General features: G+C 72.8%; 19 protein-coding genes and 5 tRNA genes. 8 read left to right on the forward strand and 16 right to left on the reverse strand.

What is annotated here, in order from left to right; genetic code table 11:
- Nucleotides 1–27 precede the first annotated feature (27 nt).
- The gene (locus tag AB0958_RS16845; RefSeq protein WP_366891188.1) at nt 28–849 is read right to left on the reverse strand and encodes an aminodeoxychorismate lyase; all 822 of its coding nucleotides are present in this window, start codon (nt 847–849) and stop codon (nt 28–30) included.
- Nucleotides 846–1,889: a chorismate-binding protein gene (locus AB0958_RS16850; RefSeq protein ID WP_366891189.1), complete on the reverse strand. Its 1,044-nt coding sequence runs from the start codon at nt 1,887–1,889 to the stop codon at nt 846–848. Before AB0958_RS16850 ends, AB0958_RS16845 begins: the two co-directional genes overlap by 4 nt.
- Before the next feature lie 178 nt (nt 1,890–2,067).
- On the opposite strand from AB0958_RS16850, the gene AB0958_RS16855 reads away from it, so the two are divergent.
- The 5 genes from AB0958_RS16855 to AB0958_RS16875 all read left to right on the forward strand — a co-directional run bounded on the left by AB0958_RS16855 (nt 2,068) and on the right by AB0958_RS16875 (nt 2,527).
- Nucleotides 2,068–2,140, forward strand: a tRNA-Gly gene (locus tag AB0958_RS16855).
- 38 nt (nt 2,141–2,178) lie between these two features.
- A tRNA-Cys gene (locus AB0958_RS16860) sits at nt 2,179–2,252 on the forward strand.
- Nucleotide 2,253: 1 nt separating this feature from the next.
- Nucleotides 2,254–2,325 (forward strand) — tRNA-Val (locus AB0958_RS16865).
- 24 nt (nt 2,326–2,349) lie between these two features.
- Nucleotides 2,350–2,421, forward strand: a tRNA-Val gene (locus AB0958_RS16870).
- A gap of 34 nt (nt 2,422–2,455) precedes the next feature.
- Nucleotides 2,456–2,527 (forward strand) — tRNA-Val (locus AB0958_RS16875).
- Between the two features lie 49 nt (nt 2,528–2,576).
- On the opposite strand, the gene AB0958_RS16880 is transcribed toward AB0958_RS16875, so the two are convergent.
- The 4 genes from AB0958_RS16880 to AB0958_RS16895 form a co-directional block, all read right to left on the reverse strand.
- Nucleotides 2,577–2,879, reverse strand: coding sequence for a zf-TFIIB domain-containing protein (locus tag AB0958_RS16880; protein ID WP_366891190.1), 303 nt, complete (start codon nt 2,877–2,879; stop codon nt 2,577–2,579).
- A gap of 143 nt (nt 2,880–3,022) precedes the next feature.
- A complete protein-coding gene (locus tag AB0958_RS16885; RefSeq protein ID WP_366891191.1) occupies nt 3,023–3,943 on the reverse strand; it encodes an aminoglycoside phosphotransferase family protein in 921 nt (306 codons plus the stop codon).
- A 452-nt stretch (nt 3,944–4,395) separates the two neighbouring features.
- A complete protein-coding gene (locus AB0958_RS16890; protein ID WP_046726640.1) occupies nt 4,396–4,572 on the reverse strand; it encodes a hypothetical protein in 177 nt (58 codons plus the stop codon).
- A gap of 208 nt (nt 4,573–4,780) precedes the next feature.
- Nucleotides 4,781–5,056, reverse strand: a complete 276-nt coding sequence (locus AB0958_RS16895; protein ID WP_366891192.1) for a hypothetical protein — start codon at nt 5,054–5,056, stop codon at nt 4,781–4,783.
- A 196-nt stretch (nt 5,057–5,252) separates the two neighbouring features.
- On the opposite strand from AB0958_RS16895, the gene AB0958_RS16900 reads away from it, so the two are divergent.
- Nucleotides 5,253–6,566, forward strand: a complete 1,314-nt coding sequence (locus tag AB0958_RS16900) for a protein kinase (RefSeq protein WP_366891247.1) — start codon at nt 5,253–5,255, stop codon at nt 6,564–6,566.
- Between the two features lie 10 nt (nt 6,567–6,576).
- Here AB0958_RS16900 and AB0958_RS16905 read toward each other — a convergent pair whose 3' ends face one another.
- From AB0958_RS16905 to AB0958_RS16945, 9 genes are all read right to left on the reverse strand, one after another.
- Nucleotides 6,577–7,395: an RNA methyltransferase gene (locus AB0958_RS16905; RefSeq protein ID WP_132889225.1), complete on the reverse strand. Its 819-nt coding sequence runs from the start codon at nt 7,393–7,395 to the stop codon at nt 6,577–6,579.
- 80 nt (nt 7,396–7,475) lie between these two features.
- Entirely contained in the window at nt 7,476–8,708 is a 1,233-nt protein-coding gene (cobA, locus tag AB0958_RS16910) for a uroporphyrinogen-III C-methyltransferase (RefSeq protein WP_366891193.1), read from the reverse strand.
- A 213-nt stretch (nt 8,709–8,921) separates the two neighbouring features.
- Nucleotides 8,922–12,878 carry a nicotinate-nucleotide--dimethylbenzimidazole phosphoribosyltransferase gene (gene cobT / locus AB0958_RS16915; RefSeq protein ID WP_366891194.1) on the reverse strand — a complete coding sequence of 1,319 codons (3,957 nt, stop codon included), beginning with the start codon at nt 12,876–12,878 and terminating at the stop codon, nt 8,922–8,924.
- A 345-nt stretch (nt 12,879–13,223) separates the two neighbouring features.
- A complete protein-coding gene (gene cbiE / locus AB0958_RS16920) occupies nt 13,224–14,450 on the reverse strand; it encodes a precorrin-6y C5,15-methyltransferase (decarboxylating) subunit CbiE (RefSeq protein ID WP_366891195.1) in 1,227 nt (408 codons plus the stop codon).
- Nucleotides 14,451–14,563: 113 nt separating this feature from the next.
- Nucleotides 14,564–15,193: a GNAT family N-acetyltransferase gene (locus AB0958_RS16925; RefSeq protein WP_366891196.1), complete on the reverse strand. Its 630-nt coding sequence runs from the start codon at nt 15,191–15,193 to the stop codon at nt 14,564–14,566.
- A gap of 178 nt (nt 15,194–15,371) precedes the next feature.
- Nucleotides 15,372–16,202: a MetQ/NlpA family ABC transporter substrate-binding protein gene (locus AB0958_RS16930; protein WP_366891197.1), complete on the reverse strand. Its 831-nt coding sequence runs from the start codon at nt 16,200–16,202 to the stop codon at nt 15,372–15,374.
- 68 nt (nt 16,203–16,270) lie between these two features.
- Nucleotides 16,271–16,996: a methionine ABC transporter permease gene (locus AB0958_RS16935; protein WP_366891198.1), complete on the reverse strand. Its 726-nt coding sequence runs from the start codon at nt 16,994–16,996 to the stop codon at nt 16,271–16,273.
- On the reverse strand, nt 16,993–18,027 hold the full coding sequence (locus AB0958_RS16940) for an ATP-binding cassette domain-containing protein (RefSeq protein WP_358978181.1): 1,035 nt from the start codon (nt 18,025–18,027) through the stop codon (nt 16,993–16,995). Before AB0958_RS16940 ends, AB0958_RS16935 begins: the two co-directional genes overlap by 4 nt.
- Nucleotides 18,028–18,404: 377 nt before the next feature.
- Entirely contained in the window at nt 18,405–19,052 is a 648-nt protein-coding gene (locus AB0958_RS16945) for an HAD family hydrolase (RefSeq protein ID WP_366891199.1), read from the reverse strand.
- 69 nt (nt 19,053–19,121) lie between these two features.
- On the opposite strand from AB0958_RS16945, the gene AB0958_RS16950 reads away from it, so the two are divergent.
- Together AB0958_RS16950 and AB0958_RS16955 are read left to right on the forward strand one after the other, a co-directional pair.
- Complete coding sequence (locus AB0958_RS16950) at nt 19,122–19,481, forward strand: hypothetical protein (RefSeq protein WP_132889216.1); 360 nt, start codon at nt 19,122–19,124, stop codon at nt 19,479–19,481.
- A 1-nt stretch (nt 19,482) separates the two neighbouring features.
- Nucleotides 19,483–19,902 (forward strand): hypothetical protein, encoded by a 420-nt coding sequence (locus AB0958_RS16955; protein ID WP_366891200.1) that lies wholly within the window; start codon nt 19,483–19,485, stop codon nt 19,900–19,902.
- A 116-nt stretch (nt 19,903–20,018) separates the two neighbouring features.
- Here the strand turns inward: AB0958_RS16955 and AB0958_RS16960 are convergent, their stop codons facing one another.
- On the reverse strand, nt 20,019–20,516 hold the full coding sequence (locus tag AB0958_RS16960) for a GNAT family N-acetyltransferase (protein WP_366891248.1): 498 nt from the start codon (nt 20,514–20,516) through the stop codon (nt 20,019–20,021).
- Between the last annotated feature and the right edge of the window lie 32 nt (nt 20,517–20,548).

The raw sequence follows: 20,548 nt of genomic DNA on the forward strand, positions 1-20,548 counted from the left end.
CCACGTCAGCCGAATAAAATCCGGCCCCTACGGATCCAGGTCCTCCCCCGACCGCTCGTCGAAGATCCGCATCGCCTTGGCGGTCACCGGTCCGGGCGCGCCCGGAAGTTCGCGGTCGTCGACCCGGTGCACGGCCTGGACGTCGCGCAGGGTGGAGGTGAGGAAGATCTCGTCCGCCCGCGCCAGGACGTCCATGGGCAGGTCGGTCTCCCTGGCTCCCGTCCATTCGACGGTCAGGGCGCGGGTGATGCCCGCCAGACAGCCGGAGGCGACCGGCGGGGTGTGGATCTCGCCGTCCAGGACGACGAAGACGTTGGAGCCGGTGCCCTCGCAGAGCTGCCCGACCGTGTTGGCGAACAGCGCCTCGGTGGCGTCGTGTTGCTGGGCGCGGGCCAGCGCCACGACGTTCTCGGCGTACGAGGTGGTCTTCAGGCCGGTGAGCGCGCCGCGCTCGTTGCGGGTCCAGGGGACCGTGACGACGGCCGTGGAGTCCGGCCGGCGAGTGGTCTCGCCGAGAGCGACGATCAGGGTGGGTCCCTGGGCGCCGCGGTCGGAGCCGAGGGGGCCGTGGCCGCCGGTGTAGGTGATGCGCAGCCGGCCCAGCGGCATCGGGTCGGCCGCCAGGACCGCGGCGCAGGCCGCGCGGACCTCGTCGTGGTCGGGGTCGGGCAGGCCGAGGCCCCGGGCCGAACGGGTCAGCCGGTCGAGGTGGCGGGTGAGGGCGAAAGGCCTGCCGTCGGTCGCCCTGACCGTCTCGAAGACGCCGTCGCCCACGGTCAGCCCGTGGTCGAAGACGGAGACACGCGCGGTGTCGACGTCCTGCAGTCGGCCGTCCAGCCAGATGCTCACCCGAGACCTCCTTCGGTCATGTCGTACGTGCCCGACGCTATCGCGAGCAGCCGGGCGGCCTTCAGCTCGGTCTCCCGCCATTCGCCCTCGGGGTCGGAACCCCAGGTGATCCCGGCTCCGGTGCCGAACCGCAGCATGCCCTCGGCGCGGTCGATCCAGAAGGTGCGGATCCCCACGGCCAGCTCGCCGACGCCGCGGTCCGCGTCCACCCAGCCGATGCCACCGCAGTACGGGCCGCGCGGGGCGGTCTCCAGTTCCGCGATGATCCGCAGCGCGCTCGACTTCGGCGCGCCGGTGACCGAGCCCGGCGGGAAGGCCGCGGCGAGCAGCCCGGACCAACCGGTGTCCGCGCGCAGCTCGCCGCGGACCGTGGAGACGAGGTGGACCAGCCCGGGATGCTTCTCCACGGCGCACAGGTCGGGGACGGTCACGCTGCCGGTGGCGCAGACCCGCCCGATGTCGTTGCGGACCAGGTCCACGATCATCACGTTCTCGGCGTAGTCCTTCTCCAGGAGGTCTTCCTCGGTACGGCCGGTGCCCTTGATGGGCCCGCTCTCCACGGTCCGGTCCGTGCGACGCAGGAACAGCTCGGGCGAGGCGGTGGCGGTCTCGACGCCGTGCGCGGGCAGCCGAATCGTTCCGGCGTAGGGCGCCGGGTTGCCGCGGGCCAGCAGCGCGGTCAGCGCGTCCACGTCGGCACCGGGGTGGACCGGCGCGGACAGCACACGGCACAGGTTGGCCTGGTAGACCTCGCCGGCCGCGATGCGTGAGCGGATCCGCGCCACCGCCGCCGTGTACGCGTGGCGGTCGAGGGAGGACGACCAGTCACCGGCGGCCGGCCCCCGCCAGGCCCCCGGTACCGGCGCGGGCACCGGCTCCTCGCGCACGTCACGGAAGCGAGCGCAGGTCAGCCCGCCTTCGAAGTCCGCGCAGACGGCCCAGAAACCGGTCGAGTCGAGGGCTTCGGGATCGCTGGTGACGTCGACGAGACCGGTGGCGACCCGGCCGCCGAACCGGGCGAGAGGAGGGTGATGGAGCACGTCGTCGAGTCTATGGCGGGTGTCCCCGGGGTGACCCGGGCGTGTCGCCGAGGGGCCCCTGACCACGCGGTCCGTCGGGCGCAGCGCAGCACGCTGCGTAAACGCGTTTTTGTGCTGGCCCGGGAATCCGCTAGAGTTCAACACGTCGCCGGGACGCGAGAGCGGACCGAAACGACTGGCGGACGTAGCTCAGTTGGTAGAGCGCAACCTTGCCAAGGTTGAGGTCGCGAGTTCGAGCCTCGTCGTCCGCTCGAAGGAAAGAGGGGTCTTCCCGATCCCCTACACTCCTGGTGGAGTGGCCGAGAGGCGAGGCAACGGCCTGCAAAGCCGTCTACACGGGTTCAAATCCCGTCTCCACCTCCAAGGACGATTAGCTCAGCGGGAGAGCGCTTCCCTGACACGGAAGAGGTCACTGGTTCAATCCCAGTATCGTCCACTGGAACCCCACCGGGTTCGACCCGCGCGATTAGCTCAGCGGGAGAGCGCTTCCCTGACACGGAAGAGGTCACTGGTTCAATCCCAGTATCGCGCACGCACCGCCCGTGATCCTCGGATCCCGGTCCCGAGGACGATTAGCTCAGCGGGAGAGCGCTTCCCTGACACGGAAGAGGTCACTGGTTCAATCCCAGTATCGTCCACACCCACGGAGCCCCGGCCGCCCAGAGCGGCCGGGGTTTCTTCGTGGGCTCAGCTGGAGAAGAGCATGTGGGCCCAGCTCTTGTCGTGGTGGCCGCCGTGGTGGCCGTGGCCGCCGTAGTGACCATGGCCGTGCCCGCCGCCGTGCGGGGCGCCCCAGGCCGGGGCGGGCGGGGCCGCCGGGTACGGCTGCGGTGCGGGCGGGACCGGCTTCGCCCACTGGGTCTCCAGCTGGGTCAGCGCCTCCAGCTCGCCGTAGTCGAGGAAGATGCCCCGGCAGCCGCTGCACTGCTCGATCTGGACGCCGCTGCGGTTGTAGGTGTGCATCGGCGCATGACACTTCGGACACTGCATGGTCGGCTCAACTCCTCGCCGGTCAAGACTGCTTCACGTTCTTCCGGGACAGACTCCGTCCGACCCCGGGCGGTTGCAGCGTACTTCGGGAAATCGTGCGCCAACCGGACCGGGAGGAGAGCGTTTCCAGGGCCGCACAGGTGTCATTCCCGGACCATTCGGGCACACGCGTCGATCAGGGACTGCTCGACCTCGTCCAGCGGACGGTCCGCCGCGACGGCCTTCGCGAGGTACCGGGCGCCGGTCTGGACGGTCAGGGCACGGGCCGGGACGTCCAGGGCGGCCCAGGGGTCGCCGCCCTCCGGCACGGCCGGCCCGCCGGCCGCGCGATAGGCGGCGAGGAAGCGGGTCCACACGTCGGGCGGGAGGAGGCCGCAGGCGAACCAGGACGCGGGGCGGGCGAGGTCCCAGGCCGGCACCCCGACGCCGAGGTCGTCGACGTCGATGAGCCGCCACGGGCCGTCCGGCGCCGGATGCCGGACCAGCTGGCCGAGGTGCAGGTCACCGTGGCAGAGGGTGCGGGGGTGGTGGCCGGGCGCGGGTGCCTCGGCGCGGGCCCACGCCGGCAGGGCGGCCCAGGCGCGCAGGAGGGGCGGGGCGGCGGGGTGCGGGGGCGAGGCCGCCAGCGTGGCGCGCAGGCGGGTCATCGCGAGAGCGACCTTCGAGGGGCCGCGCATCGGGGGTGTGGCCGGGGTGGGCGGGGTGCGGTGGAGCCGGGCGAGGAGGGCGGCGGCGCCCTCCCAGGGGGCAGTGTCCGGGGCCTCGGGGTCCACGGGGGCGCCGTACGGCCAGAGGGTCACCGGGCGGCCCTCGACGCGGGCGGCGGCCGGGGCGAGGGGCGGGAGGAAGACGTCGGGCAGGCGGGCGGCGGTGGCCAGGCGGAGGGCGAGGGCGTTGGGGTCGGTGCCGGGGGCGTGCACCTTGGCGACGGTGTCCGCGTGGCGCAGGACCGTGGCGTCGGGACGGTGGGCGACGGTGGTGGTCGCGCAGGCGCAGGGGGCGGCGTCGGGGTGGGCGGCGGCTCTGATCTCGGCGGTCAGCTGGGCCAGTACGTCTGTGGTCACGGATCCCCCGGGAGGTGCGGCTGCGCTGCGGTGAGGGTACGGGGCTTCGCCGACCCCCGGGGCCCAGCAGGCCGGGCGGAGACCGGCGTCGTGGGCTTCGCCGACCCCCGGGGCCCAGCAGGCCGGGGCGGAGACCGGCGTACGGGGCTTCGCCGACCCCCGGGGCCCAGCAGGCCGGGGCGGAGACCGGCGTACGGGGCTTCGCCGACCCCCGGGGCCCAGCAGGCCGGGTGGAGGCCGGGGTCACCGGGATGTGGCCCGCCCGCGCTTGCGGGGTGCCGCCGCGGCCGCCCGCGCCGCCCCAGCGGCACGCGTGCCCGCGGCCAAAAGCAATGCCGGCGCAGCTCCCCAGCTGCGCCGGCATTTGTGCCGTCCGTCGCACCCCCGTCCCCACGGGGTTTCATGGGTGGATGTCCCCGCCCGGACCGCTCTTCCGGGCCTGGGGTCGCCGCTCAGCGCCCCAGCATCACTCCCACGGACGACGCCTGTGTGGCCACCGTCTCCCAGCCGTCGAAGACGAGCAGGAGCAGGGCCGCCAGGGGAAGGGCCATCAGCGTCGCCACCAGCGGGTGGCGGCGGCCCTGTCGGCGGGGACGGGTGGTGTGTGTCCGCTGTGCCGTAAGAGCCATGGTCCCTCTCCTGACCGTTCAGTTGTCGTTGGCAGCGGCGGGTGTCTGACCTCGGGGGACGAGTGCTGCACCCGCCGCTTGACCTCAAATCTAGGCGCGCGGCTCCCGGCGGGCGTCATGCCCTCGTACCGAATCGCGGGCCTCCGAGAGGATGAGCCGTGACCTGCTGAGTACTCCTCTGGGTGGAGACGACGTCCTGCGTCTCCACCTACGTCTCCGGGTCTTCCCTGAGGGGGTGCCCGGTCCTTCCCGGTTTTTCCGAGCTGTCCTCGCGGGGCACCGGCTGCTCGACGAGGGCCAGGACCCGGTTGGCCATGAAGCGGGCGGTCCGGACGACGCTCCCGTTTCTCGTGACTTCGCTCACTTCGACCACCCCCCGTCGTACCGCCGTCTCCACCCGGCGGCCCGCTCTGCTCGCCACCACCTCGTAGGTGCGTGTCGTGTCGCCGGCGTCGACGACTATCTCCACCCGGTCACCCTTCACAGCTTCAATCCCCCTTCTGTGACGGCTTGTTGGAGCAGCCGGGTGCTCAAAGGCGCCGATAGGGGCGCCTTCCTGACCACTCCTCAAGTCTCGCACCCGGCACTGACAATCCATCGGACCGAGAGGGCGCGGCCTCTGCGCACGGGCGGCCCGGTAAACGTAAGCTGTGCCACGTCAGACGGACCGGGCAGCGGGGATGAACATGGCGATGATGCGCCTGAGGCGCGAGGACCCGCGCGTCGTCGGCTCGTTCAGGCTTCACAGAAGGCTCGGCGCCGGCGGGATGGGCGTGGTCTACCTGGGCTCCGACAAGAAGGGGCAGCGGGTCGCGCTGAAGGTGATCCGGCCGGATCTGGCCGAGGACCAGGAGTTCCGGTCGCGCTTCGCCCGTGAGGTCTCGGCGGCCCGGCGGATCAGGGGCGGTTGCACGGCACGGCTGGTCGCGGCGGACCTGGAGGCCGAGCGGCCGTGGTTCGCCACCCAGTACGTACCCGGGCCCTCGCTGCACGACAAGGTCGCCGACGAGGGCCCGCTGCACGCGGCGGAGGCCGCGGCGGTCGGGGCGGCCCTGTCCGAGGGCCTGGTCGCGGTGCACGAGGCCGGGGTCGTCCACCGGGACCTGAAGCCGTCCAACATCCTGCTGTCCCCGAAGGGGCCGCGGATCATCGACTTCGGCATCGCCTGGGCCACCGGGGCGTCGACGCTCACCCACGTCGGTACGGCGGTGGGCTCCCCCGGTTTCCTCGCGCCCGAGCAGGTGCGCGGGGCGGCCGTCACCCCGGCCACGGACGTGTTCTCGCTCGGCGCGACCCTCGCGTACGCCTCGACCGGTGACTCGCCGTTCGGGCACGGCAGTTCCGAGGTGATGCTCTACCGGGTCGTGCACGAGGAGCCGGCGCTGCACGGTGTGCCGGACGCGCTGGCCCCCCTGGTGCGGGCCTGTCTGGCGAAGGATCCGGAGGACCGGCCGAGCACGCTCCAGCTGTCGCTCCGGCTGAAGGAGATCGCCGCGCGCGAGGCGCACGGGATGGCCGACGTACGGCCGCCGTCACCACGGGCCGCGGAGGCCGACCGGCCCACCGGGCGGCTCGCCGAGACCTACCCGGAACCGCAGCGGGCCCAGCGGCGGCCGCAGTCCGCACCGGGCGCGCCCGTACGCGGCAACGCGCCCTCGCGCGGCGGCAGCGGTCCGCGGTCCGGCGGCGGGGTGCCGTCACGGCCGAACGGCGCCCGCCCCACCCCCGCCCCCCGCGGCAACGGCACCCGCCCCGGAACCGGCGGCCGGCCCGCGCCGCGCAGCGGTACCGGACGCCCCACGCCGCGTCCGACGGGCACCGGACGGCGGCCGGCCAATCCTCGGCTGCTGCGTCAGCGGCTGTTCGTGTTCGTCGTGGTCACCCTGCTGGTGGCCCTGGGCATCGCGCTCGCCCAGGGCTGTTCGGGCCCGGCGCACGGGATGGGCGTGCCCGGCGGCGGGGTTCCGGCGAAGACGCTGCCGCTTCGGGAGTAGCCCCCGCGGGTCACGCCTGGGGGCGGCCGGTGGTCACCGCGTAGAAGGCGACCGCGGCCGCCGCGCCGACGTTCAGGGAGTCGACGCCGTGGGACATCGGGATGCGCACCCATTCGTCGGCGGCGACCAGCGCCTGGGTGGAGAGGCCGTCACCCTCCGCACCGAGCATCAGCGCGACCCTGTCCATCCGGTGCGGGGCGGCCTCGTCGAGGCTGCGCGCCTTCTCGTCCGGGGTGAGGGCGAGCAGCGTGAACCCGGCCTCGCGGACCGAGTCGAGCCCCTTGGGCCAGGTGTCGAGACGGGCGTACGGCACCGAGAAGACCGCGCCCATCGACACCTTCACGCTGCGCCGGTAGAGAGGGTCGGCGCAGTCGGGGGACAGCAGCACCGCGTCCATGCCGAGAGCCGCCGCCGAGCGGAAGATCGCGCCGATGTTGGTGTGGTCGTTGACCGACTCCATGACGACGACCCGGCGGGTGGTGCGCAGCAGTTCGGTCGCCGTGGGCAGCGGCTTGCGCTGCATGGAGGCGAGGGCGCCGCGGTGCACGTGGTAGCCGGTGACCTTCTCGGCGAGTTCCGGGCTGACCGCGTAGACGGGGGCCGGCAGCTCGTCGATGACGTCGCGCATGACGTCGACCCACTTGGCGGACAGCAGCATCGAACGCATCTCGTAGCCCGCGTCCTTCGCCCTTCGGATGACCTTCTCGCCCTCGGCGATGAACAGGCCCTCGGCCGGTTCGCGCTTGCGGCGCAACTCGACGTCGGTCAGGCCCGTGTAGTCGCGGAGGCGCGGGTCGTCGGGATCCTCAACGGTGATGAGATCGGCCACAGGGTGATACTGCCTTGTCCTGGGTGGGGTGCCAATGGTCTGGGACGGGTTGTGTTACCCGGGGTTACGCCAGGGCCTGCTCAGGCCGACGCGGGCGGCCCGACGTTCACGACCTCGCCGATGACGATGACCGCCGGCGGCTTCACCTCGTGCGTGCGGACCACGTCCGCCACGGTGGCCAGGGTCGCGTCCACCCGGCGTTGGGCGGCCGTCGTGCCCTCCTGGACGAGGGCGACGGGGGTCGCCGGGGACCTGCCGTGGGCGACGAGCGTCTCGGCGATCTTCCCGATCTTGTCGACGCCCATGAGGACGACGAGCGTGCCGGTGAGCTTCGCGAGCGCCGGCCAGTCGGCCAGCGAACGCTCGTCGTCGGGCGCGACATGGCCGCTGACCACGGTGAACTCGTGGGCGACGCCCCGGTGGGTGACCGGGATGCCGGCCGCGCCCGGTACGGAGATCGAGCTGGAGATGCCGGGGACGACCGTGCAGGGGACACCGGCCTCGGCGAGCGCCTGGACCTCCTCCATGCCCCGGCCGAAGACGTAGGGGTCGCCGCCCTTCAGCCGTACGACCGACTTGCCCTGCTTGGCGTGCTCGATGAGGGCGTTGTTGATGGCCTCCTGGGCCATGTACCTGCCGTACGGGATCTTCGCCGCGTCGATCACCTCGACGTGCGGGGGGAGTTCGGCGAGCAGGTCGCGGGGACCGAGGCGGTCGGCGATCACCACGTCGGCCTCGGCCAGCAGGCGGCGGCCGCGCACCGTGATCAGGTCGGGGTCGCCGGGGCCGCCGCCGACGAGGGCGACGCCGGGGGTGCGGGTGCGGTGGTGCGGCGCGACGAGGGTGCCGTCGCGCAGGCCCTCGACGACCGCGTCCCGGATGGCGGCGGTGTGCCGGGGGTCACGGCCGCGCGCGTCGGTGGTGAGGACGGCGACCGTGACACCCTCGCTGTGGCCGGTGGCCGGGGTCCAGGCGGTGGCCTGGTCGGCGTCGTCGGAACGCACGCACCACACGCGGTGGCGCTCCGCTTCGGCGGAGGCGGCGGCGTTGGCGGCGGGGTCGCTGGTGGCGATCAGGGCGTACCAGGCGTCCGCGAGGTCGCCGTCCTGGTAGGGGCGCCTGGCCCAGGAGATCTCTCCGGTGTCCGCCATCGCCTCGACCGAGGGGGTCGCCTCCGGGGACACGAGGGTGATCTCGGCGCCCGCCGCGATGAGGGCGGGGAGGCGGCGCTGGGCGACCTGGCCGCCGCCGAGGACGACCACCTTGCGGCCGGTGAGGCGGAGGCCTACGGGGTAGGCGGGGTGTTCGGCCATGAGGTGGCGGCTCCTCCTAGGCGTTGCTGTAGCCCTGACGTGCAGATTTTACGGGGCGGGGGTGGGGGCGGCGCAGGGTGTCCAGTGGCTGGGCGTCGTCGCCGGTGCATGGCTGCGGGTGGCCGGGCCCGCCCGTGCCGCAGGGCGGCGCGAGCGGGCACGACGACCGGCCGGCCGAAGGGCGCGCTCGGCCGCGGTCCCCCGGTGTCTCCGCTATTTCTCCGTCACGCCCGCCGAGTCGAACGTGGCCACCTCGTGCATCGCCCGTGCCGTGCTCTGGACCAGGGGAAGCGCCAGCAGGGCGCCGGTGCCCTCGCCCAGGCGCAGGTCCAGGTCGACCAGGGGGCGCAGGCCCAGCTTGTTGAGGGCTGCCACGTGACCCGGTTCCGCGCTGCGGTGACCCGCGATGCAGGCGGCCAGGACCTCGGGGGCGATGGCGCGGGCCACCAGGGCGGCCGCGCCCGCGCTCACGCCGTCCAGGATGACGGGCGTGCGCAGGGACGCGCCGCCGAGCAACAGGCCGACCATCGCCGCGTGTTCGAAGCCGCCGACCGCCGCGAGGACGCCGATCGGGTCGGCCGGGTCCGGCTGGTGGAGTTCCAGGGCACGCCGGACGACCTCGGTCTTGCGGGCGAGCGTCTCGTCGTTGATGCCGGTGCCCCGGCCGGTGACCTCGGCGGGGTCGGCACCGGTGAAGACCGAGATCAGGGCGGCGGACGCGGTGGTGTTCGCGATGCCCATCTCGCCGGTGAGAAGTGCCTTGTTGCCGGCCGCCACCAGGTCGCGGGCGGTCTCGATGCCGACCTCGATGGCCTGCTTGGCCTCCTCGCGGGTCATCGCGGGACCGGTCGTCATGTCGGAGGTGCCCGCGCGCACCTTGCGGGGCAGCAGACCGGGGGTGGCCGGCAGCTCGGAGGCCACGCCGACGTCCACCACGCAGACCTCGGCGCCCACCTGGCCGGCGAACGCGTTGCAGACCGCTCCGCCGCCGAGGAAGTTGGCCACCATCTGGGCGGTGACCTCCTGCGGCCAGGGCGTGACGCCCTGGGCGTGCACCCCGTGGTCGCCGGCGAAGATGGCGACGGCCGCGGGCTCCGGGATCGGCGGCGGGCACTGCCGGGACAGACCGGACAGCTGGGCGGAGATGATCTCCAGCATGCCGAGCGCGCCGGCCGGCTTGGTCATCCGCTTCTGCCGCTCCCAGGCCTCGCCGAGCGCCTTGGCGTCCAGCGGGCGGACACTGGCGACGGTCTCGGCGAGCAGGTCGTGCGGGTCCTCGCCGGGCAGCGCGCGGCGGCCGTACGTCTCCTCGTGGACGACCCACGACAGCGGGCGGCGCTTGGACCAGCCGGCCTGCATCAGCTCGGGCTCTTCCGGGAACTCGTCGACGTAGCCCACGCACAGGTAGGCGATGACCTCGAGGTGCTCGGGCAGCCCCAGCGCGCGGACCATCTCACGCTCGTCGAAGAAGCTGACCCAGCCGACGCCCAGGCCCTCGGCACGGGCGGCGAGCCAGAGGTTCTCGACGGCGAGCGCGGCGGAGTAGGGCGCCATCTGCGGCTGGGTGTGCCGGCCGAGGGTGTGGCGGCCGCCGCGGGTGGGGTCGGCGGTGACGACGATGTTCACCGGGGTGTCGAGGATGGCCTCGATCTTCAGTTCCTTGAACTGCTTCGCACGGCCCTTGGGGAGGGACTTGGCGTACGCGTCGCGCTGGCGCATCGCCAGTTCGTGCATGGTGCGGCGGGTGTCGGCCGAGCGGATGACCACGAAGTCCCAGGGCTGGGAGTGACCCACCGAGGGCGCCGTGTGGGCGGCCTCCAGGACGCGCAGCAGCACCTCGTGCGGGATGGGGTCACTGCGGAAGCCGTTGCGGATGTCCCGGCGTTCACGCATGACCTTCAGGACGGCCTCGCGCTCGGCGTCGTCGTAGGCGGGCGCGGCCGGACCGGTGGACTGTCGTGCTTCTGCCACGGGGGCCGTGCTCTCTTCCTGATCGGCGGCCCTGGTCTCCAGGTCCTCCGCCTGCTGTACGACATCGGGGTGGGGCTCCGTCACGGCGCCGGGCTCGGCCTCGCGGGGTGCGGGGACGGTCGGGGCCGGTTCGGGGGCCGGCTCGCCCTGGTCCTGGGTGGGGAGGACCAGCGGGTGCGGCGGGGTCGGGGCGAGGTGCGGGGTGGTCGGCACCTGGCCGTCGACGGCGACGAACTCCCCGAGGGGCTCCTGGGCGTCCGGGGATGCCGGGGGGGCGGTTCCCTGCGCCTGGGGGGACGCGGGAGCTTCGGCGACGGCGACGGTCTCTGGCGTGACGGCCTCGGCCTGCGGTACGGAGGGCGCCGCGGCGGCCTCGTCCACCGGGGCGCCGGGCGCGGGCTCCTCGGCCTCCGGGGCGGGTGCCGGGTGCGCCTCGGGGGCCTCGTCGACGGGGGCGGCACCTTCCGCGGGCTGCGGCGCCCGGGCCGGTGCGGCCGGGTCGACGACCTGCGGCTGCGCCGGCTCGGCCGCCTCGGCTTCCGGAGCCGGAACGGCCTCGGGCACCCCGGCCTCCGACGCGGGAGCGGGCTCCGGTTCGGGTACGACGGCTTCCGCCGCCCCGACGGGCTCGGCAGCGGCGGGCTCGGCGACGGCCTGTCCGACAGCCTGCCCGGCCACGGCGGGCTCGGCGACGGCCTGACCGACAGCCTGCCCGGCCACGGCGGGCTCAGCGACGGTCTGCTCAGGCATCACCTGCTGGGGTACGACCCCCTCGGCCACGGCCTGCTCCGGTACGAGCCCCTCGGGGTCGGACTGGTGGGCCGCGACCGGCTCAACGGCCCGCGCCTCCGGCACGACCGGACCGCCGGCCGACGGCACCGGCTGCCCCTGCTCGGCGACCACGGCGTCAGCCGCCACCTCGGGATGCACCGCGTCCGGACCCACCGACTCCGGACCCACCGACTCCGGACCCACCGACTCCGGACCCACTGCCTCCGGACCCACCGACTCCGGAACAACCTCCTCCGACGACGCCACCTGCGGAGCGACATCCTCCGCAACGGCCTCCTCGGCAGCCGTGCCCTCCGGAGCCTGCGCCGGAACCGCGGCCTCCGCGAGCCGGTCCCCGGCGTCGGCGGTCTCCGCCGCCACGACGGGCTCGCCCGGAGCGCTACCGGCCTCGGGCGCCTGCGGGGCCTCGGGCGCCGCACCCTGAACGGGCGGCACGTGCGGCTGCTGCGGCGGCTGCGGTGCCTCCGGAGCGGGCCCGGGCGCCGGCCGGGCTCCCGGCACCGCGCCCTGAGCAGCTTCCGGAGCCTGCGCGACCTGCGCGGCCACCGGCTCCGCCGCCGCGACGGGGACCCCCCCGCCGACCGGCTGGGCCATGCCCTGCGGACCGTACGCGGGCACGGACTGCGCACCTGCGACCGCCGGCACCTGCTGCTCCGTGGCCGCGCTCGCGGCCACGGCCCCCGTGGTGACCGGGGCGGCGCCGGACGGCGCAGGAGTCGGCACCACTGCCTGCTGGACGGCGGGCTGTTCGGTCGCCGGCTGGGCCGATACGGGTTCCGGCAGGGGTTCCGGGAGGGGAACAACCGTTTCGGCGGCCGGGGCCTGCGCGGCGACCTGTGCCACCGGAGCGGCCTGCGGGACGGCTTGGGGGACGGCGCCCGGCGCGCCCCAGGGCGCGGCGGGCTGAGGTGCGGCCTCGCGCAGCGGCTGGGCGTCGAGGTACTCCGGAGCGCCCGACGGCGGCCCTGACTGCCGTACCGGCGCACCCGCGGGGCCGCGGTCGGCGAGGGAGCGGACCGGGCTGGCGGAGGCGTCGGGGATCGGCGGACCGAGGTGCAGCGGGCGGCGCGGGGCCGGAGTGGCCGCGGGGTCGTGCGGCACCGACAGGATCGGGGACGCCGGTACCGAGCTGGGCAGCCGGACGGCGGTCAGGTCCACCGACCCGCTGTCCCGGCCGCCCGTCTCGTGCGGGCCGGGTTCGTGGACGGCCTCGACGACCGGCTCCGGGGTCGGCGGCGGAACCTCGTTCCCCCAGGCCCCCTGGGCGCCGGGCAGCAGCAGCTCTTCGTCCTCGGCGGGCGACTCGGAGAGGTAGGTGTACGCGCCGTGCGCGGGAACGCCCGGCTGTTCCACCATGCCTGCGCTCTCCGGCAGTCCCTCGCCCGGGACCTGGCCGGTGTCCGTCATGCGTACCCCTCGCCCATCGGTTAGTGCCTTCTACGACCAGCTCGCCCGGGGCGGCGCACCGACCGCCCCACTGTCAAGAACGAGCGTGCGTGCCCAGCGGCACGAACGACCCGCCGGAAAAGGCGACAAAGCCATTCAGTGGCATTGTCCCGGCCGTTCGACCGTCGCGACAGCATGATCCGTGACAGCCCGCTGTGGACTGCGCCACGTTGCGCGTCCCCCGGTTCTGCCGTACCACACCCGCCCCAAAAGGAGCGCGTTTTCCGGATATTGACGAACGAATTTCCGGGCCACCGGTGCGGTGCAGCGATCGGCCAGCCTACCGCGCGCAGTATGACAACAGGATCACGGGGCGCGTTCGGGCAGTACGCCGCTGAGCAGGAACGCGACGTTCCGTTCGGTCTCCGTCCAGTCCCTGGTGTCCAGTTCGACGGACTGCAGGAGGGCGCATTCGACCTGGTATCCGTGCTCGGTCAGGTCGCGGCCGATGAGTTCGGCCGCGTCGCGGGTGGCGGCGTGGGTGACGATGCGCTGCGGGCGGCGGTCGGCGACCGCGCCGACCACGGCGACTCCCCCGCCGCCGACCCGGACGACGTCCGGTTCGGGCAGGTTCTCCAGTACGTGGGGCGCGGCGCCGTGCACGATCTGGAGCTGGACGCCGAACGTCCGGGCGGCCGTCTCGCTGCGCACACAGGCCGCGAGGTCCCGGTCGACGGCGATGACGGCGGCTCCGGCGCGCGCGGCCTCGGTGGCGAACGCGCCGCTGCCGCAGCCGATGTCCCAGACGAGGTCGCCGATCCTGGGCCCGAGGCGGGCCAGTTGGGCGGCCCTGAGCAGATCCGTCTCCCCTTCGCCGAGCGGGGCTCCGTCGCCGTACCGCGCGTCGGGCTGCACCCAGCCCCGCGGGCCGGCGGCCGGGTCCCGGCCGGCGATCCAGCCGCCGCCCTCGGGTACGGGCACCGGTTGGGTCGTACCACCGATGACGATGACGACGTTGGGGTCGCGCCAGGCGTGGTCGGCGGCCTTGTCGGAGGTGACGACGTGGACCTGCTCGCGTTCGGTGCCGAGTTCCTCGCAGATGACGAAGGTGCGGTGGACGCCCTCCAGGAGGAGGCCGAGTTCGGCGGGGCCGGCGCCGGGCGAGGTGAGGACGGCGACCTTGGTGTGGGCGCGGCACACGTTCACCGCGCGTCGCAGGGTGCGCCGGTGTGCGACGACCACCTCGGCGTCGTCCCAGGGCATGCCGGCGCGCGCGAAGGCTGCGGCCACCGAGGAGACGGCCGGGACGACCTCGACCTCGAGGCCGAACTCGGGGGCGCGCAGGGTCCGTACGACGCCGAAGAAGCCGGGGTCGCCGTCGGCGAGGACCACGGCGGTGCCGCGGTGGCCGGTGATCCGGCGGGCGGCGAGGGCGACGCTGCCGAGGCGGATGCGCTCCGCGGCCTGCGGCACCTCGGGGAGGTCCAGATGGTGGGCCGCGCCCGCGACGAGCGTGGCGGCGCCGAGCGCTCCGCGTGCCGCGGCGGTCAGTGGCGAGCCGTCCCAGCCGATCACCGTGACCCGGTCGGCCATCGTCGTCAGTCTCCAGAATGTCGCAGGTCTGTCAGGGTCCGGTGCCCGTGGGCGGGCTCCGTGAGAGTACCTGGTGGAGGTGGAGCGCGTGCGACGGGGCGAGAGCGCCCGCGTCAGTTCCAGGAAGTGAAGCCTTCGCTTCCGGCGAGTTCCTCGCCGGCGCCCTCCAGGTCCTCCGGGAGGAGGCTCCACACGATGAAGTCGGTGCGCATGTCCGCCCAGGTGCCGTCCTCGGTGCGGACGTGGGCTATGCAGGCGTTGCGCAGTACGCCCTCACTGATACAGCCGATCTTCTGGGCCACCTGCTGGGAGGCGGTGTTGTCGGCGGCCGTGCGCAACTCGATGCGCTCGAACTTCTGGTCGCCGAAGAGCCACTGGGCGGTGGCGAGCGCGGCCTCGGAGGCGTAGCCCTCGCCGCGGGCCCAGGGGGCGATGACGTACGACAACTCGGTGGCCCGGATGTGCCAGTCGGTCTTGGTCAGCTGGATGACGCCGACCAGGCGCTGGGTCAGGAACTCGGTGACCGCGAGGTCCAGGCCCCGGCCCGAGGTGCGCTCCGCGGGGGCGTACGCGGTGATCCAGTGCCGGGCGCCGGCCTCGGTGAACGGCTGGGGGACGTCGGTCCAGGCGGCCACCTGCTCGTCGTTCATCATCTCCGCCAGGGCGGGCACATCGTCCTCGTCGAGGGGACGCAGCACCAACCGCTCCGTGCTGATGGAGATGTTGGGGAAGGTGCTCGTCATGCGCCGCTCCGTAACCTTCGGAAATACTTCCGGGCCCAGACCTTCGGGGCCCGCGAACTGCCCAGCATGCAGCATGAAACCACCGAACCGCACGACGGGGCCCACCCCTGGTGAGCGAGTGGACCCCGTGCGTGGCGATACGCCGTATACGTGCCGCCGAGGACGACCGGGAGAACGATCAGAAGGACGGGACGACCGAACCCTGGTACTTGTCCTCGATGAACTTCTTGACCTCGGGCGAGGTGAGGAGCTTGGCGAGCTTCTTGACGCGCGGGTCCTTCTCGTTGCCCTTCTTCACCGCCAGGAAGTTGCCGTACGGGCTGTTCTTCGCGGACTCCAGGACGAGGGCGTCCTTGGCGGGCTTGATCCCGGCCGAGATGGCGTAGTTGCCGTTGATCACCGCGGCGTCCACGTCGTCCAGGGAGCGTGCGGTCTGGGCCGCCTCGACCTCCTTGAACTTGAGGTTCTTCGGGTTCTTGGCGATGTCCTGCGGGGTCGCCTCGTTGCCGACGCCGTCCTTGAGGGTGATGAGGTCGTTGGCGGCGAGCAGCTTGAGGGCACGCGCCTCGTTCACGGCGTCGTTGGGGACGGCGATCGTCGCACCGCTCTTCAGCGCGTCGGCGCTCTTGACCTTGTGGGAGTAGAGGCCGAGCGGCTCCAGGTGCACCGTGACGACGGGCACGATGTGGGTGCCGCGCTTCGCGTTGAAGTCGTCGAGGTACGGCTGGTTCTGGAAGTAGTTGGCGTCCACCGAGCCGTCCTCGGTCGCCGTGTTCGGCGTGATGTAGTCGGTGAACTCCTTGACCTGGAGGTCGAGTCCGGCCTTCTTCGCGAGGTGGTCCTTGACGTAGTCCAGGATCTCGGCGTGCGGGGTCGGGCTCGCGGCGACGACCAGCGGTCCGCTGTAGTCGGAGGAGGCGGAGTCCTTGTCCGAGCCGCAGGCGGTGAGGCCGAAGGTGAGGGCTCCGGCGGCGAGGACGGCGGTGGTGAGCTTGGCGGTGTTACGCACGAAAAGTGCCTTTCCTTAAGGGTGGAGCGACCCCGCGGAGGGTGGTGCGGGGAAAACAGGGGGTGGGCTCAGGCGGTCTTGCCTGCGGCGGCCGACGCCTTCAGCAGGCGCAGCCTCGGGGCCGGGCCGGACTGGCCGCCGCGGCGGTGCAGCGAGCGGGCCGCGTAGTCGCCGGCGAACTGGATGACCGAGATGACGACGGCGAGGATCGCGACGGTGATCCACATCAGCTCGGTCTCGAAGCGCTGGTAGCCGTAGCGGATGGCGATGTCGCCGAGACCGCCGGCGCCGACCGTGCCGGCCATGGCGGAGTAGCCGATGAGGGCGACGATCGTGGTCGTGGTGGAGGAGATGAGCGAGGGCAGCGACTCCGGTACGAGGACCTTGCGTACGACGGTCCAGGTGTTGCCGCCCATCGACTGCACGGCCTCCACGAGTCCGCCGTCCACTTCGCGGACAGCCGTCTCGACCAGGCGCGCGAAGAACGGGATGGCCCCGATGGCGAGGGGCACGATGGCGGCCTCGCGGCCGATGGTGGTGCCGGTGATCCAGCGGGTGAAGGTCATCAGGGCGACCATCAGGATGATGAACGGCATCGAGCGGGCGATGTTCACGATCTGCCCGATGACCTTGTTGGCCAGCACGTTCTGGAGCAGGCCGCCCCGATCGGTGAGGACGAGCAGGACGCCCAGCGGGAGGCCGGCGACGACGGCGATCAGCGTGGACCAGCCGACCATGTAGAGGGTGTCCCAACACGCCTGGGACAGCAGCGGCTGCATCTCGGACCAGGTCACTTGGCACCTTCCTTCACCAGCGCGGGCTCGTGGCCCAGGACGTCGATCCCCAGGCCCTGCTCGCGCAGGAAGCCGATGGGCACCACGTTGTCCTCGTAGCGGCCGGGCAGTTCGATGCGCATCCGGCCGATCTGGAGGCCGCCGACGGTGTCGATGGCCGCGCCGAGGATCGATATGTCGATGTTGTAGGTGCGGGAGAGCTGGGAGATGACCGGCTGGGTGGCCGCTTCGCCGTGGAAGGTGACGTCGAGGACGGTGCGGTCGTCGCCGGATGCCTCGCCGCCGAGCGGGAAGAGCGCGCCGGCCAGCTCGGAGCCGGGGGTGCCGAGCAGTTCGCTGACGGTTCCGGACTCGACGATGCGCCCCTTCTCCATGAGGGCGGCGGAGTCGCAGATCGTCTTCACGACGTCCATCTCGTGCGTGATGAGCAGGACGGTCAGGCCCAGCTGCCGGTTCAGGTCGCGCAGCAGCTGGAGGATGGAGCGGGTGGTCTCCGGGTCGAGGGCGCTGGTGGCCTCGTCGGAGAGCAGCACCTTGGGGTCGCCGGCCAGTGCGCGGGCGATGCCGACGCGCTGCTTCTGGCCGCCGGAGAGCTGGGCCGGGTAGGACTTCGCCTTGTCGGCGAGCCCGACGAGGTCGAGCAGTTCCAGCGCCTTGCGGGAACGTTCCTTCCCCGACCTGCCCAGGATCTCCAGCGGCAGTTCGACGTTGTCCTGGACGGTCCGCGAGGACAGCAGGTTGAAGTGCTGGAAGACCATGCCGATACGGCTGCGCGCCTGCCGCAGCTCCCTGCCCGCCCGGGGACCGCGCCCGGCGAGGGCGGTGAGGTCCTGGCCGGCGACGGTGACCGTCCCGGCGGTGGGGCGCTCCAGGAGGTTGACGCAGCGGATGAGCGAGGACTTGCCGGCGCCGGACTGGCCGATGACGCCGTACACCTCGCCCTCGCGGACGTGCAGATCGACGCCGTCGAGGGCGGTGACCTCGCGGCCGCGCGAGCGATAGACCTTGGTCAGGCCCGTTGTGGTGATCACGTGGGTTTCCGTCACTGTCGAGTGCGCGGGCGCGGGTGATGTGCCCGGGCGCACGGATGCGTTCGTGCGGGGACGCGGCACGGTTCTCGCTGAGGCGCTGAACCGGGGAGAACATGTGCGCGGGGGCGGCTTGGGTCACATACGCGCGTCGGGGCGTCGTACGGACATGCCACCTGTCTCGCTTAGGGGCGCGAGCTCTGGGGTGGTGCGGGGGCCCTCTAGAAGGCGCACATTCGACACATACAACGAGCACCGGGCGTCATGGTCGCCTCGGTCACCGGGGTGCGGTCGCTCGTCGTGGTCATGCGATCAGTAAACCAGACCTACGGTCCTGACAGGCCGCCGCTGTCCACATCCTGGACAGCGGCGGACACCCGTCACATGCGTGCGGCGATCTCCACGCCCCGGTCGGTGACCAGCGCCGACAAGGCCGAGAGGTCCTTCACCACGAGGTCCGCGACCAGCTCGTGCGGCTGGTGGGTTGTGGTCAACGCCACGGTGGTCATCCCGGCGGCGCGGCCGGCCTGGAGGCCGGCCGGGGCGTCCTCGAAGACGACGCAGTCGGCCGGATCGACACCCAGCTGCCGGGCGGCGAGGAGGTAGGGCTCGGGGTCGGGCTTGCCGCGGGTGATGTCGTCGGCGCAGACGAGCGTCTTCGGCCGTATCCCCACGGCGTCCAGCCGGGCCTCGGCCAGCCGGCGGGTGGCGGAGGTGACGACGGCCCAGCGGTCCGCGGGGAGGGAGTCGAGCAGGGCGGCGGTGCCGGGGAGCAGGTGGACGCCGCCCGGGACGTCGTCCACCTCCAGCTGTTCGACCCGGGCGACGGCCTCCGGCACACGGACCGACGGCAGCAGGTCGGCGACGATCTCGGCGGCGGGGCGGCCGTGCAGCGCGACGCGGGCGAACTCCTCGGGGGTGATCCCGTACTCGACGGCCCACCGGGTCCAGCAGCGGTCGACCGAGGCGAGGGTGGAGACGAGGGTGCCGTCGTTGTCGAAGAGCAGGGCTTGTGCGTGGATCGTCATGCTGCCGACCCTACGGCGTACGGCAGGGGCGACGGCATCGCGCCCTTTCGGCCGTAATAGGGTCACCGCATGCTCAATGCCCTGCTGCTGGCGACCGGTGTCGCCGCGCTGCTGCTCGCCGTGTGGTGCGGGTGGGCGGCGTACCGGGACCAGCCGACGAAGGACTGGCACTTCATCGGAATGGCCGTGGTGACGGTGCTGGCCCTGGTCCAGCTGGTGGCCGGGATCGTGCTGCTGGCGCGGGGCGGGAAGCCGGACCAGGGGACGACGATCTTCGTGGCCTATCTGCTGGGGGCGTTCGCGTGCGTGCCGGCCGCGGGGTTCATGTCGCTCGCCGAGCGGACCCGGTGGGGGTCGGTGACGGTCGCCGCCGGCGGTGTGGTGCTGGCGGTGCTGGAGGTGCGGCTCTATGACATCTGGGGAGGCTGAGATGACGGCCGTGGACGAGAAGCCGAAGCGGCTCACCAGTGGGCCGGGCACGCTGCTCGTGTGGTTCTACGGGGTGATGGTGGTCGGGGCGGTGTCGCGGTCCGCGTACCAGATCAGCACCGAGTTCGACCGGGCGCCGCTCGCGTACTCGCTGTCGGCGGTGGCGGGGGTGGTGTACGCGTTCATCACGTACACGCTGGTGCGGGGCGGGGAGACGGCCCGCAGGGTGGCGCAGGTGTGCTGCGCCGCCGAGCTCGCGGGGGTGTTGATCGTGGGGACGTGGACCGTCGTCGACGGTTCCGCGTTCCCGGACGCGACCGTGTGGTCGGACTACGGGATGGGGTACGTGTTCATTCCGGTGCTGTTGCCGGTTTCCGCTCTGTACTGGTTGCGGAAGGGCGCCAAGGGGGCAGCCGGTTGAGGAACGTGCGCGACTGACAGTGCGTTGTGGCTGGTCGCGCAGTTCCTCCCCCAGCCTTCGGCCGGGGGTACCCCCAGCGCCCCTGGAGGGGCGCTTCAGCCAACGGGGCTGATAAGTCACGCCGTTGTCGCGTACGTGGTGGCCGGCTTTTCCAGGACGATCATCGGGACGCCGTCCGCGCCCTTGGACGTGCCCACCGTCTCGTAGCCGACCCTCCTGTACAGCCTGAGGTTGCCCTCGCTGCGGTGGCCGGTGAAGAGGCGGAACTTCTTGGCGCCGCGCTCCTCGACCAGCGCCGACTCGGCCGCGCGCAGCAGCCTCGCGCCGATGCCGTGGCCCTGGAGGCGGGGGTGGACACAGAGCTTCCCGATGGCCGCGGCGCCGTCCTCGGTGACCTTGCCGCGGACCGAGCCGACGACCTCCTCGCCGAGGCGGGCCACGAAGACGCAGTCGGTGGCGACCTCCTGGCGGACCGAGTCCAGACTCTGCACGAGCGGGTCGATGCGGTAGTTGCCGTACAGCGCCGCCTCGCTCTGGAAGCACAGGTACTGGAGCCTGAAGATCTGCTCCGCGTCATGCTCGGTCGCCACCGAGATGGTCACGCTCATGCCCATGTGCGCACGCCTCCCGCTCACCTGATCACCTG

This window comes from Streptomyces sp. NPDC006655, assembly GCF_040703965.1.
GTDB lineage: Bacteria > Actinomycetota > Actinomycetes > Streptomycetales > Streptomycetaceae > Streptomyces.